Source organism: Klebsiella sp. S69 (assembly GCF_016516145.1).
GTDB classification, from domain to species: Bacteria; Pseudomonadota; Gammaproteobacteria; order Enterobacterales; family Enterobacteriaceae; genus Klebsiella; species Klebsiella oxytoca.
Genome location: NZ_JACVUU010000024.1, coordinates 36,807 through 49,063 on the forward strand (window position 1 = coordinate 36,807; position 12,257 = coordinate 49,063).

The following is a 12,257-nucleotide window of genomic DNA, read 5'->3' on the forward strand; positions in this document are numbered from 1 at the left end:
TCAGGGCGGCAAATCCTCGCCGCCCTGGCACCCTATCAGGCGTTGCAGTATTTCTTTTTAATCACCACGATAACCGTACCGAGCAGCCCGGCTATCAGCAGCGCGATAGGCAGAATCATCAGGCAGGTCATGACCTGATCTTCATGACGTTTTACGAAGGGAATCATACTCAGCGCATAGCCCAGACCGGTAACTACCCCAACCCACAGCAGCGCGCTCAGCCAGTTGAAAAACTGGAAACGGCGGTTCGGCAGCCCGGAAATGCCCGCCATGGTTGGCAGAAGGGTGCGAACAAACGCCAGGAAGCGTCCGGCCAGCAGCGCCAGCAGGCCGTGCTTGTCAAACATGCAGGTTGCCCGCTGATGGTATTTATGCGGCAGATGCCCAAGCCAGCGCTTAACCGTGGCGGTATTACCCAGCCAGCGCCCTTGAATATAGCTCAGCCAGCAGCCGAGGCTGGCTGCAGCGGTTAAGATAGCGACAGTCGGTACAAAGTCCATCACGCCTTTGGCGATGAGCGCGCCGGCGAGCAGCAGCAGGCTATCGCCCGGTAAAAACGAGGCGGGCAGCAGACCGTTTTCCAGAAACAGGGTTGCGAACATGACCAGATATACAACGCCCACAACGTGGGGGTTTGCCAACGCGGCAAAATCATGCTGCCACAGAGCGGCGACGATTTCTTGAATGACAACCATGGACTTTCCTAAGTGGTACCGTGTTTTTTATTTAGTGTACTCCTGAAGAGGCCCGAGCACCTTGATCCCGGGCGCAACTAAAGCGGCCGCTTTTCTTAAAAACGTCCGCTATTGTTGCCACTGACTGTCACTTTACACGATACGCGCGAAGCCCGCCGCTAAATCATCCAGCAGATCGGTAACATTTTCTAACCCGATATGTACCCGAATTAGCGTGCCGCTGAAGTCAACTTCAGCATCAGGACGGATTGCAGCAATGTGTTCCGGCTGATTGGCTAAAATCAGCGATTCAAAGCCGCCCCAGGAGTAGGCCATGCTGAACAAGCTGAAGTGGTCGAGGTAGGCGGACAGCTCGGCATCGCTCAGGCGTTTGTTCAGCACGAAAGAGAACAGACCGCTGCTACCGGTGAAGTCCCGCTTCCAGTACTCATGGCCTTTGCTGCCGGGTAGGGCGGGATGATTCACGCGCGCTACCTGTGGATGCTGTGCCAGCCATTCGGCAATCTGCAGGCTACTCTCATGATGCTGACGCAGGCGGACGGCCAGGGTGCGCAGGCCGCGGCTGGTCATATAGGCGGTATCGGCATCCACCATTTGCCCCATCAGGTAGGCATTTTCCCGCAGCTGCGCCCAACAGCGCTCATTGGACACCGCAGTGCCGACCATCGCATCGGAATGGCCGATCAGGTACTTGGTTCCGGCCTGAATAGAGATATCGATACCAAACTCCAGCGCTTTGAACAGTACTCCCGCCGCCCAGGTGTTATCGATCATAATGATGGCTTGCGGAGCGACGCTGCGCACCGCCGCGACGATCGCCGGGACATCATGGACTTCCATGGTGATGGAGCCGGGCGATTCGAGGAATACCACTCGGGTATTCGGCTGTACCAGACGGGCGATATCGCCGCCGATAAGCGGGTCGAACCAGCCGGTGGTTACGCCGAGTTTGGCGAGGATCTTAGTGCAGAAATCCTGGGTCGGCTCGTAGGCGGTGTTGGTTACCAGAATATGATCGCCCTGCTCGACGAACGCCAGGATAGTATTTGCGACCGCCGCTGCGCCGCAGGGGAAGAGGGCGCAGCCGGCGCCGCCTTCCAGTTCGCACATCGCTTCCTGCAGGGAGAAGTGGGTTAGCGTCCCGCGACGACCGTAGAACAGTTCGCCTTTGGCGCGGTTGCGGGTGGCGTGCTTTTTCGCTTCGACGGTGTCGAAAACCAGCGATGACGCGCGCTGAATCACGCTGTTGACCGAGCCCTGAGTATATTTTTTGCTGCGCCCGGCATGAACCAGCGCAGTATCAAGATGTTTATCAGCCATGTTCAGATAACCTGTTTTTATACGTCTGGACGTCTAAACTATCATGAATGCCCGTTGATGTACCGGGTCACGGCGGATACAGGTAAAAATTTTACTAACCGCGGGGTCAGCAACTTTTTTACTGCGTAAGCGCAAGGAAAATAAACGTGATTTGCTGCACAGTGTAAATACTAATGAGAACCACTATCAATTCGATGTCGTTTTGATATTATTGTGCGCAGATTTTGTGATTTACGTCCTGGAGATACAGTGTGGGTAATAATTTGATGCAGGCGGATCTCTCCGTTTGGGGTATGTATCATCATGCCGATATTGTCGTTAAGGTAGTGATGATCGGCCTGATTCTGGCGTCGGTCGTTACATGGGCTATCTTTTTCGGCAAAGGCGCAGAAATCCTGGCCAGCAAGCGCCGCCTCAAGCGCGAACAGCAGCTGGTTGCTGAAGCACGCTCTCTCGACCAGGCCAGCGATATCGCTAACGGTTTCGATGCGAAAAGCCTGACCTCGCAGCTGATCAACGAAGCGCAAAATGAGCTTGAGCTTTCTGCGGGTTCTGAAGATAACGAAGGCATTAAAGAGCGTACCGGTTTCCGACTGGAGCGTCGCGTCGCGGCGGTAGGTCGTTACATGGGACGCGGCAACGGTTATCTGGCGACCATCGGCGCGATTTCCCCGTTCGTCGGCCTGTTTGGTACCGTCTGGGGCATCATGAACAGCTTTATCGGGATTGCCCAGACCCAGACCACTAACCTGGCGGTTGTTGCTCCGGGCATCGCGGAAGCGCTGCTGGCCACGGCAATCGGCCTGTTCGCTGCGATTCCGGCGGTCGTCATCTATAACATTTTCGCCCGAATGATTGCCAGCTACAAAGCGTCCCTTGGCGATGTCGCCGCCCAGGTTCTGCTGCTGCAAAGCCGCGATCTGGACCTGAGCGCCAGCGGCGTTAAGCCGGTACGTACCGCCCAGAAATTACGCGTAGGTTGATGCTCTATGGCGATGCATTTTAACGAAAACCTCGATGATAACGGCGAAATGCACGACATCAACGTGACGCCGTTTATCGACGTCATGCTGGTGCTGCTGATCATCTTTATGGTGGCGGCGCCGCTGGCGACCGTTGACGTGAAGGTCAATCTGCCTGCGTCCTCCAGCCAGCCGCAGCCGCGTCCGGAAAAACCGATCTATCTGTCGGTGAAGGCGGACAAAACCATGTTCCTCGGCAATGACCCCATTACTGACGAGAACATGATTGCGTCTCTGGATGCGCTGACCGAAGGTAAGAAAGACACCACGGTCTTCTTCCGTGCGGATAAAACCGTGGACTACGAGACGATGATGAAAGTTATGGATACCCTGCATCAGGCGGGTTATCTGAAGATTGGTCTGGTGGGCGAAGAAACCGTCAAAGCGAAGTAATCCCCCCTTTCCACGCATCTCCTCAGGCTGGCCTTGCGCCAGCTTTTTTTATCTCCTTGAATCGCCCTCTTGTTGGACGCCTGTTGCTATAACGTTACCCTGTTGCGATATAATGGCGGCCGTTTATGTTAACTGACAGGATCTTATGGAACGCTTTCTGGAAAATGCTATGTACGCCTCGCGCTGGCTGCTGGCGCCGGTTTATTTTGGCCTCTCGCTCGGTCTGATTGCGCTGACCATCAAATTTTTTCAGGAGATCTTCCACATACTGCCGCATATTTTTAGCGTCAGTGAGTCGGATATGATTCTGACCCTGCTGTCGCTGGTGGATATGACCCTGGTGGGCGGTTTGCTGGTGATGGTGATGTTCTCCGGGTATGAAAATTTTGTCTCGCAGCTGGATATTAACGAGGGTAAAGAAAAACTCAGCTGGCTGGGCAAAATGGACGCGACGTCGCTGAAAAATAAGGTTGCCGCCTCCATCGTGGCGATCTCCTCTATTCACCTGCTGCGGGTGTTTATGGATGCGAAAAACGTCCCGGACAATAAGCTGATGTGGTACGTCATCATCCACCTGACCTTTGTGCTCTCGGCCTTTGTTATGGGCTACCTCGATCGTCTGACCAAAGTGAAACACTGATCCCTTCTCTCCCGGCGGCGTTAGCCGCTGGGCTTTTTTCTCCCCGTTTCTGCTTTTCTGTGCTGGCGTATGTCCGGGCTTCTGCTTTGCTTAAAGGGCGCTTAACAACGGAGGCAGGGTGATGACGCGATTAACGGCCAAAGATTTCCCGCAGCAGCTGCTCGAGTATTATGACTACTATGCCCACGGCAAAATCAGCAAACGCGAGTTTCTCCAGCTGGCGGGGAAATATACCGTCGGCGGGATGACCGCGCTGGCGCTGTTTAATCTGCTGAAGCCCGACTATGCCCTGGCAGAGCAGGTACCGTTCACCGACCCGGATATCCGCCCGGAGTATATTCATTATCCCTCCCCTGAGGGCCACAGCGAAGTGCGGGCTTACCTGGTGACGCCGACGAAAATAGCCGACAAAGCGCCCGCCGTGGTGGTGGTTCATGAGAACCGCGGCCTGAATCCCTATATTGAAGACGTTGCCCGGCGGGTGGCGAAAGCGGGGTATATCGCGCTGGCGCCGGATGGCCTGAGCTCCGTCGGCGGCTATCCGGGGAATGATGATGAAGGCCGCGCGCTACAGCAGAAAGTCGATCCCGTGAAGCTGATGAATGACTTTTTTGCGGCGGTCGAATTTATGGCGAAGCATCCGCAGGCGACGGGGAAGGTCGGTATCACCGGTTTTTGCTACGGCGGCGGCGTCAGCAACGCGGCGGCGGTGGCGATCCCGGAGCTGGCCTGCGCGGTGCCGTTTTACGGCCGCCAGCCGCCGTTGAAGGAGGTCGATAAAATTAAAGCGCCGCTGCTGCTGCATTACGCCGGACTCGATAGCGGCATTAATGAAGGCTGGCCCGCCTATGAACAGGCGCTGAAGGCGCATAATAAAGTCTACGAGGCCTATCTCTATCAGGGCGTGAATCACGGCTTTCATAATGATTCCACGCCGCGCTACGATCGGGCTGCGGCTGACCTGGCCTGGCAACGTACGCTGGCGTGGTTTGAAAAGTATTTACGCTAGCGCAAACGCCATAAATAGCGCTACCGCTCGCTCAAAAAATCGCTATATAATTTATTATATAACGATTGGGAGAGCGCGATGGAAAATCATTTTGGAAAAGGCTTAATGGCGGGGCTACAGGCATCCCATGCTGACACCGCCGCGCATGCGGCGAATTTTTGCACCGACTATAAACGCGGGTTTGTGCTCGGCTACTCGCACCGCATGTTTGAAAAAACCGGCGACCGCCAGCTCAGCGCCTGGGAAGCGGGGATCCTCACTCGTCGCTATGGCCTGGAAAGAGACATGGTGATGGACTTCTTCAAAGAGGGCGGTTCTTCGACCGCGATGCGCTACTTTATGGCGGGCTATCGGCTGGAAAGCTAAAAACCGGAGGCGGGCGCCTCCGGTGGGCCAGAGCGTTACGCCTGGCGTTTATCTTCGGTTTGCGTTTCGAAGTCGCTGGCGGCATGGCGCTCATGAAGCTGCTCATTGAGCGGGCCAGAGGTACGGTTAACCATGCGTCCACGCTGTACGGCGGGGCGATTGCCAACATCCTGCGCCCAACGCAGCACGTTTTTATAGCTTCCGGCATCAAGGAATTCGGCGGCATTATAGACATTCCCCAGCACCACGTTGCCGTACCACGGCCAGATGGCCATATCGGCGATGGTGTACTCTTCTCCCGCCACAAAACGACCGCGGGCCAGCTGCTTGTCCAGCACGTCAAGCTGGCGTTTGGCTTCCATCGTAAAGCGGTCTATCGCGTATTCGATTTTCACCGGCGCATAGCTAAAGAAGTGGCCAAAGCCGCCGCCGAGGAACGGGGCCGCGCCCTGCAGCCAGAACAGCCAGTTGAGGGTTTCAGTGCGGCCTGCCGGATCTTTTGGCAGGAAGAAACCGAACTTTTCCGCCAGATAGAGCAGGATGCTGCCGGATTCAAAAACGCGGGTCGGCGGAGTGGTGGAATGGTCGCGGAGCGCCGGGATTTTTGAGTTTGGATTAACCTCGACAAAGCCGCTGGAGAACTGATCGCCTTCACCTATGCGAATCAGCCAGGCGTCATATTCCGCGCCGCTAACGCCTAACGCCAGCAGCTCTTCCAGCATGATGGTCACCTTCTGGCCGTTGGGCGTCCCCAGCGAATAGAGCTGAAGCGGATGCGCGCCCACCGGCAGCTCCCGCTCGTGCGTTGCGCCGGAGACCGGGCGGTTGATATTGGCGAATGCGCCGCCGTTGTTTTGCTTCCATTCCCACACTTTAGGTGGCTGGTAGTTATTCTCTGACATGCTGATCTGCCTTTTTAGTGAGGTGTTGAAGTCGTGACGTTACCGTGCCGGAGCGCCGGTCTAAGCCAGAATCCGCGCGGCCCATACGCTGACGTCGTCGCCGCTGCCGAGATCCGCCTGCACCAGGCCATTAACCATAAAGGTCGGCGACACGTGGATGCCGTTCTGGCGGGCGTATTTGCTATGCCATTTGCTCTCGTTTTGCAGCTCGGGGCGGGCAAACGCTGCGGCCAGCGAGACGCGGCTGTAGCGTTCGAGACGTTCAATAATCTGCTGCGGCGTGGCGTCCATATTCGGCCCGCTACAGTGGTCGGTAAACTCAAACTCTTCGCGGTGGTCGGCGACGGCTTTAAGCACCTTATGCGCCTGCTCGCGGCCGTGCGGGAGGATTGACGCGGCGAGAATACAGCGGACGATGACGCCGGAAAACAGATGCCACGGTTGAGACTGCAAACGTATTTTGATCGTCACGTTATCTGCGCCAACTTCATCCAGCAGGTCATCAAGCTTATTAAAGGCGCGAACGGAATAGGGGCAGGTGGGTTCAAGGAACACCTCAAAGGTGCGTGGCCCATGACCCCAGACCAGCGGTTGGGCGGTCAGATGCGAAGGTGTGCTCATTGTCAGCTCCTGATAATTTTTTTATCTCAAATAACGATATCACTTTTGCCCGGGGGCGCAGGCTTATTTTCCTTAAGGGCACGATTAGCGAATCGAATGAGTGGTATCATCACTTCACCTCTGTCTGGTAAGTGCCTGCGGCAGGATAAGAAGAGGGAGTTTTGTTTCGCCAACTGCCCGGGCTGCATTAATTTGAGGTCAGGCTAAATGAGCAAAGGTTCGACAAGCAGTGACGCCCCGTTTGGTACACTATTAGGCTACGCACCGGGCGGCGTGGCGATTTATTCATCTAATTACAGTAGCTTAAATCCGCAAGATTATCCGGATGACGCCACGTTCCGCAGCTATATCGGTAATGAGTATATGGGGCATAAATGGCAGTGCGTGGAGTTCGCGCGCCGCTTTCTGTTCCTCACCTACGGTTTTGTTTTCACCGATGTCGGCATGGCCTACGAGATTTTCTCCCTGCGTTTTTTACGCGAGGTGGTCAACGACAATATTCTGCCGCTGCAGGCGTTCGCCAACGGCTCTCGTCGTCCGCCGATCGCCGGCTCGCTGCTGATCTGGCAGAAAGGCGGCGAGTTCAAGCACACGGGCCACGTGGCGGTCATTACTCAGCTGGTAGGGAACAAGGTGAGGATCGCCGAACAGAACGTGATTCACTCGCCGCTACCGCAGGGGCAGCAGTGGACCCGCGAGCTGACGCTGGAAGTGAAAAATGGCCTCTACACGATTAAAGACACCTTTGCCGATACCGAAATCCTCGGCTGGATGATCCAAACCGCCGATACCGAACACAGCCTGCCGCAGCCAGTGCTGCCGGGTGAGGCGATGGCGATTAAAGGCGCGCGGTTGCCGAACAAAGGCCAGTTTCGCGGCAACTGGCTCAACGAGAAAGATTCCCTGCAAAAAGCCTATGTCGAAGCCAACGGCCACGTCATCAATAAAGACCCTTACCAGTATTTCACTATTACCGAAAGCGCCGAGCAGGAGCTCATCAAAGCCACCAACGAGCTGCATCTGATGTACCTGCACGCTACCGACAAGGTGATGAAGGACGATAGCCTGCTGGCCCTGTTTGATATTCCGAAAATTCTCTGGCCGCGCCTGCGCCTCTCGTGGCAGCGCCGACGCCATCATATGATTACCGGTCGTATGGATTTCTGTATGGATGAGCGCGGGCTCAAGGTGTATGAGTACAACGCCGACTCCGCGTCCTGTCATACCGAAGGCGGGCTGATCCTCGAACAGTGGCTGAAGCAGGGCTACTGCGGCACCGGCCATAACCCGGCGGAAAACTTGCTCGATGAGCTTGCCGGAGCGTGGAAGCACAGCCGGGCGCGCCCATTCGTGCACATCATGCAGGATAAGGATCTGGAGGAGAACTACCACGCGCAGTTTATCCAGCGTTCGCTGACGCAGGCCGGTTTCGAGAGCAAAATTCTTTACGGCCTTGATGAGCTGCGCTGGGATGCCGCCGGGCAGTTAATTGATGCCGATGGACGCCTGGTCAACTGCGTCTGGAAAACCTGGGCATGGGAGACCGCCATTGAGCAGGTGCGCGAAGTCAGCGCCGACGAGTACGCGGCGGTGCCGATCCGTACCGGGCACCCTGATAATGAAGTGCGTCTGATTGACGTCCTGCTGCGCCCGGAAGTGTTAGTCTTCGAGCCGCTGTGGACGGTTATCCCCGGCAACAAGGCGATTTTGCCGGTGCTTTGGTCGCTGTTCCCTAATCATCGCTATCTCCTGGATACCGATTTTGTGGTCAACGAGCAGCTGGCGGAAAGCGGCTATGCGGTTAAGCCTATCTCAGGCCGCTGCGGCAGCAATATCGATCTGATTGGCCCGCAGGATGAAGTGCTGGATAAAACCAGCGGCCAGTTTTTCGATCGCAAAAATATTTACCAGCAGCTGTGGTGCCTGCCGAAGGTGGATGGCAAATACATCCAGGTTTGCACCTTTACGGTTGGCGGTAACTATGGCGGTACCTGCCTGCGCGGAGACGATTCTCTGGTGGTCAAAAAAGAGAGCGATATTGAGCCGCTAATCGTGCTAAAAGACAACGATAGCCGTTAAATTTTATTCCGGATTACGGCGGTGAGCGCCTTATCCGGGCTGCGGTTCTCGTCACCTGCGGCATTTGTAGCCCGGGCAAGGCGCATCGCGCCGTCCCCGGGGGAAGGCCGCAGGATGCTGAAGAATATCCCGGAGGCGATGCTGCGCATCTGTCCGGGCTACCGAACATACGAACCCGTAGCCCCAGTGAGCCTAGTGCGACCGGGGGAGTTATCGGTAAAAAACAGATAAAACATCACAACAACAAGACAGAAAAGGAAAATAGTATGCACGATCGGCGACTCGCCGCCCGCGCGGGTGAACTTAAGCCCTCCGCCGTCCGCGAACTCCTCAAGCACAGTAAACTGCCCGGCGTGATCTCCCTGGGCGGCGGCATTCCGGCTCCGGAGCTTTTTGATACCGAAGGCCTGAACCTGGCGGTGCAGCAGGTGATGAACGGGCGCTTTAATGATGCGTTCCAGTACGGTTTGACCGAAGGTTATCCGCCGCTGCGTCAGGCCGTCAGCGAACTGTGTCAGGCGCGCGGCGTGGACTGCCCGGCAAGCCACGTTTATATCACTTCCGGTTCGCAGCAGTCGCTGGATATCGTCGCCCGCACGCTCCTCGATCCGGGCGATGCGATTGTCGTTGAGCGCCCGACCTATCTGGCGGCGCTGCAGGTCTTCCAGCTGGCGCAGGCCAATATTCTCAGCGTGGATACCGATGATGACGGCATGCTGGTGGAACAGCTGGCCGATCTGCTGGAAACCACGCGCGTGAAAGCCGTTTACCTGGTGCCGACGTTTGGCAACCCAGGCGGGAAGACCCTCAGCGAAGCGCGCCGTCGTCGCCTGGTTGAGCTGGCGAAAAAGCACGACTTCGTGATCATTGAAGACGATCCGTACGGTGAAATCAGTTTCACCGATGAAGTGCGCCGTCCGCTGTATCAGCACGCGGTTGAACTGGGCTGTGTCGATCAGATGGTGTATACCTCCACCTTCTCCAAGATCCTCGCGCCGGGGATGCGTATTGGCTGGATCGTGATGCCGGACTGGCTGGCGCAGCAGACGGTGATCGTCAAGCAGGCGGCGGATCTGCACACCAACATGCTATCGCAGGTCATCACTGCGGAATATCTGAGCATGAACCGTCTGGAAAAGCAGATTGCCCTGATCCGCGAAGATTACCGCAAGAAGTGCGTGGCGCTGGCCGACGCGCTGGAATCGCAGCTTGGCGAGCATCTGGAGTTCAGCCGTCCTAAAGGCGGTATGTTCCTGTGGGCTCGCTTCCGCTATCCGTTCGATACCATGGAATGGATGAAGAAAACGCTGGAAAACGGCGTGGTCTACGTGCCTGGGGAAGCGTTCTATAACGACAATCCGGATACCCGCACGCTGCGTCTCTCCTACTCTACGGTATCGGCTGACGGTCTGATGACCGCCGTCGAGCGCCTGGCGAAATCGCTGTAATCGCCTTGCTTCGCGCCGCTGGTCGGCGCGGAGCGCTCTCCGCCCACGTTTCTTCTATTAATGGCCTGAATTCAGGCTAATCCTTGCCTGTCCGGCGAGCGCAATGAGGGGAGCTGAAGTTGAATGACGTGAGCGGTTTTGGCATCGCCCGTCATCGCTGACGACGGGCGAGAGAAACGTAGTGCTGGGGTTCTGGCGGCTTATCGCCAGCCCGGGGTTTAATCCTGGTCGGCAATGCGATCGTCAAGCCAGATCAGCATCAATGAGGAGAGAAAAGCGACAGCGATGGTACCAATAGCTAACAACATAAGAAGCCTCAGGGGTTTTTATTATTTTTCTGCTTTTACCGATGAGCGATTGTTTCTGTCCGTAATGGTCACTTTTGTGGCTGATTGTGAGGTGGCGAGGGTGAAGAAATCGTCAGCATCAATATCGAAATTGAGAACGATTTCTCTGTATTTGCCACAGTTCATTAACTCTTTTGCTTCTTTCATACTACTGGCGGTAATAGTAGGCATCAGTTTCATCTCGTTTAAAAACTGAGAAGCAAAATAAGAGCTAGTCGCTACCAGATCAACTACTTTTTCTGGTAAAGGCAACCGCAGTCGTCATGAGGGCTGCGGCTGTCCATCACCTTGTGAAACATCATTTCTGTTTTACCTTTCCTTTCAGCGCTGCGTTTTACGCCGCGCGCCTGTTTAGCGTGAACGCTGTTTTTCGCTCATCAGCTGGCGGCAGCGCTGCTGATCCTGGCCGAGGCTTTTCTGCTCTTCCGGAGTGAGCTGCTGCCAGGTGTCCAGCATCCGCTGGCCCAGCGCGGGAACGTAATGGGCTTTATGCAGCGCATAATCTGAATTGCCGCCTTCAATGATATTTTCCATATCGCGGAGAAATGTCTGGCTATCCTGGTGGTCGATCACGCAGAAAACGGAGCGGTAGTACGCTTCGTCCTCTGCGGAGTAGCGCGGCGTGAACCACCAGATAAGCAGGGCGATAAGCGCGATAAGCGGGATAATAAAAGCGAGTTTCTTCAGCATGAGTGATTCAAAAAAGCAAATTGAAGAACCAGTGTAACCGCTGCAGGCACAGGATGTAAGCGCCGTCGCGGGCCGGCAGCCTGACTCCAGCCCGCTGCGGTGTCGGTCAATAGCCGACCCGATAGATCCGCCCGCTCTGAACGCCTTCCACGCTGCGACGGTAGGCCTGAGCCACGCTGGCGGCAGGGACGCTGGCAAAGCCGGGGAAGAAACCGTCGTAGGCTGCCGCCGATTCCGTTAATACAGTGGGGCTAATCAGGTTAATACGGATCCCGCGCGGCAGTTCACAAGCGGCGGCGCGAACAAACCCCTCCAGCCCGGCGTTCACGGTGGTGGCATTGACGCCCTGAGTGATGGGCTCATGCGCCACGATCCCGCTAATCAGCGTAATCGAGCCGCCATCGTTAAGATAATGCTGGCCGGTCAGCGCCAGGCGAATCTGTCCCAGGAGCTTATCCTGTAAGCCCTGGTTGAAATCGCGATCGGTCATGGTCGCCAGCGGGCCAAAGAACAGATTACCGGTGGCGGAAACAATCGCGTCTACCTGACCGATTTTCTCAAACAGGCTCTGCACGCTCTGCTGTGAGGTGATATCAACCTGATAGTCGCCCTGAGTGCGGCCGACGCGAATAACTTCATGACGCTGGTTTAATTCTTGCGCAACCGCGCGGCCAACGGTACCGCTGGCGCCAATAACGATGATTTTCATAGCAGGTTCCTCTCTC

At 56.1% G+C, this 12,257-nt stretch carries 15 protein-coding genes; 8 read left to right on the forward strand and 7 right to left on the reverse strand.

What is annotated here, in order from left to right; genetic code table 11:
- Window positions 1-35: 35 nt before the first annotated feature.
- Both yghB and metC read right to left on the reverse strand, forming a co-directional pair.
- Window positions 36-695, reverse strand: a complete 660-nt coding sequence (gene yghB, locus IAE27_RS21920) for a DedA family general envelope maintenance protein YghB (RefSeq protein ID WP_004105816.1) — start codon at window positions 693-695, stop codon at window positions 36-38.
- 132 nt (window positions 696-827) lie between these two features.
- Window positions 828-2,015, reverse strand: coding sequence for a cystathionine beta-lyase (gene metC, locus IAE27_RS21925; RefSeq protein ID WP_004105814.1), 1,188 nt, complete (start codon window positions 2,013-2,015; stop codon window positions 828-830).
- Between the two features lie 251 nt (window positions 2,016-2,266).
- Between metC and exbB the strand changes: the two genes are divergently transcribed.
- The 5 genes from exbB (at window position 2,267) to IAE27_RS21950 (ending at window position 5,445) form a co-directional block, all read left to right on the forward strand.
- Entirely contained in the window at window positions 2,267-2,998 is a 732-nt protein-coding gene (gene exbB, locus IAE27_RS21930; RefSeq protein WP_004105812.1) for a tol-pal system-associated acyl-CoA thioesterase, read from the forward strand.
- A gap of 6 nt (window positions 2,999-3,004) precedes the next feature.
- Window positions 3,005-3,430 carry a TonB system transport protein ExbD gene (gene exbD / locus IAE27_RS21935; protein ID WP_004105810.1) on the forward strand — a complete coding sequence of 142 codons (426 nt, stop codon included), beginning with the start codon at window positions 3,005-3,007 and terminating at the stop codon, window positions 3,428-3,430.
- Window positions 3,431-3,575: 145 nt separating this feature from the next.
- Window positions 3,576-4,070 carry a TIGR00645 family protein gene (locus IAE27_RS21940; protein ID WP_004105804.1) on the forward strand — a complete coding sequence of 165 codons (495 nt, stop codon included), beginning with the start codon at window positions 3,576-3,578 and terminating at the stop codon, window positions 4,068-4,070.
- Between the two features lie 121 nt (window positions 4,071-4,191).
- Window positions 4,192-5,079: a YghX family hydrolase gene (yghX, locus tag IAE27_RS21945; RefSeq protein WP_070556257.1), complete on the forward strand. Its 888-nt coding sequence runs from the start codon at window positions 4,192-4,194 to the stop codon at window positions 5,077-5,079.
- Between the two features lie 78 nt (window positions 5,080-5,157).
- Window positions 5,158-5,445 (forward strand): DUF2623 family protein, encoded by a 288-nt coding sequence (locus IAE27_RS21950; RefSeq protein WP_004105801.1) that lies wholly within the window; start codon window positions 5,158-5,160, stop codon window positions 5,443-5,445.
- A 35-nt stretch (window positions 5,446-5,480) separates the two neighbouring features.
- Here IAE27_RS21950 and yghU read toward each other — a convergent pair whose 3' ends face one another.
- Both yghU and IAE27_RS21960 read right to left on the reverse strand, forming a co-directional pair.
- Window positions 5,481-6,347, reverse strand: coding sequence for a glutathione-dependent disulfide-bond oxidoreductase (gene yghU, locus IAE27_RS21955; protein WP_004105799.1), 867 nt, complete (start codon window positions 6,345-6,347; stop codon window positions 5,481-5,483).
- Between the two features lie 60 nt (window positions 6,348-6,407).
- Window positions 6,408-6,968, reverse strand: a complete 561-nt coding sequence (locus IAE27_RS21960) for a DsbA family protein (protein WP_200092869.1) — start codon at window positions 6,966-6,968, stop codon at window positions 6,408-6,410.
- Here IAE27_RS21960 and IAE27_RS29940 point away from each other — a divergent pair.
- The 3 genes from IAE27_RS29940 to IAE27_RS21970 all read left to right on the forward strand — a co-directional run bounded on the left by IAE27_RS29940 (window position 6,968) and on the right by IAE27_RS21970 (window position 10,495).
- Window positions 6,968-7,099: a hypothetical protein gene (locus IAE27_RS29940; protein WP_306344562.1), complete on the forward strand. Its 132-nt coding sequence runs from the start codon at window positions 6,968-6,970 to the stop codon at window positions 7,097-7,099. The two genes, IAE27_RS21960 and IAE27_RS29940, sit on opposite strands and share 1 nt — an antisense overlap.
- 76 nt (window positions 7,100-7,175) lie before the next feature.
- Window positions 7,176-9,047, forward strand: coding sequence for a bifunctional glutathionylspermidine amidase/synthase (gene gss / locus IAE27_RS21965; protein WP_004105796.1), 1,872 nt, complete (start codon window positions 7,176-7,178; stop codon window positions 9,045-9,047).
- 266 nt (window positions 9,048-9,313) lie between these two features.
- On the forward strand, window positions 9,314-10,495 hold the full coding sequence (locus IAE27_RS21970; RefSeq protein WP_070556260.1) for a PLP-dependent aminotransferase family protein: 1,182 nt from the start codon (window positions 9,314-9,316) through the stop codon (window positions 10,493-10,495).
- A 329-nt stretch (window positions 10,496-10,824) separates the two neighbouring features.
- On the opposite strand, the gene IAE27_RS21975 is transcribed toward IAE27_RS21970, so the two are convergent.
- From IAE27_RS21975 to IAE27_RS21985, 3 genes are all read right to left on the reverse strand, one after another.
- Window positions 10,825-11,013 (reverse strand): hypothetical protein, encoded by a 189-nt coding sequence (locus tag IAE27_RS21975; protein ID WP_004105789.1) that lies wholly within the window; start codon window positions 11,011-11,013, stop codon window positions 10,825-10,827.
- Window positions 11,014-11,193: 180 nt separating this feature from the next.
- Window positions 11,194-11,532, reverse strand: coding sequence for a hypothetical protein (locus IAE27_RS21980; protein ID WP_004105787.1), 339 nt, complete (start codon window positions 11,530-11,532; stop codon window positions 11,194-11,196).
- Between the two features lie 106 nt (window positions 11,533-11,638).
- Entirely contained in the window at window positions 11,639-12,241 is a 603-nt protein-coding gene (locus IAE27_RS21985; RefSeq protein ID WP_108704531.1) for a short chain dehydrogenase, read from the reverse strand.
- Window positions 12,242-12,257 lie beyond the last annotated feature (16 nt).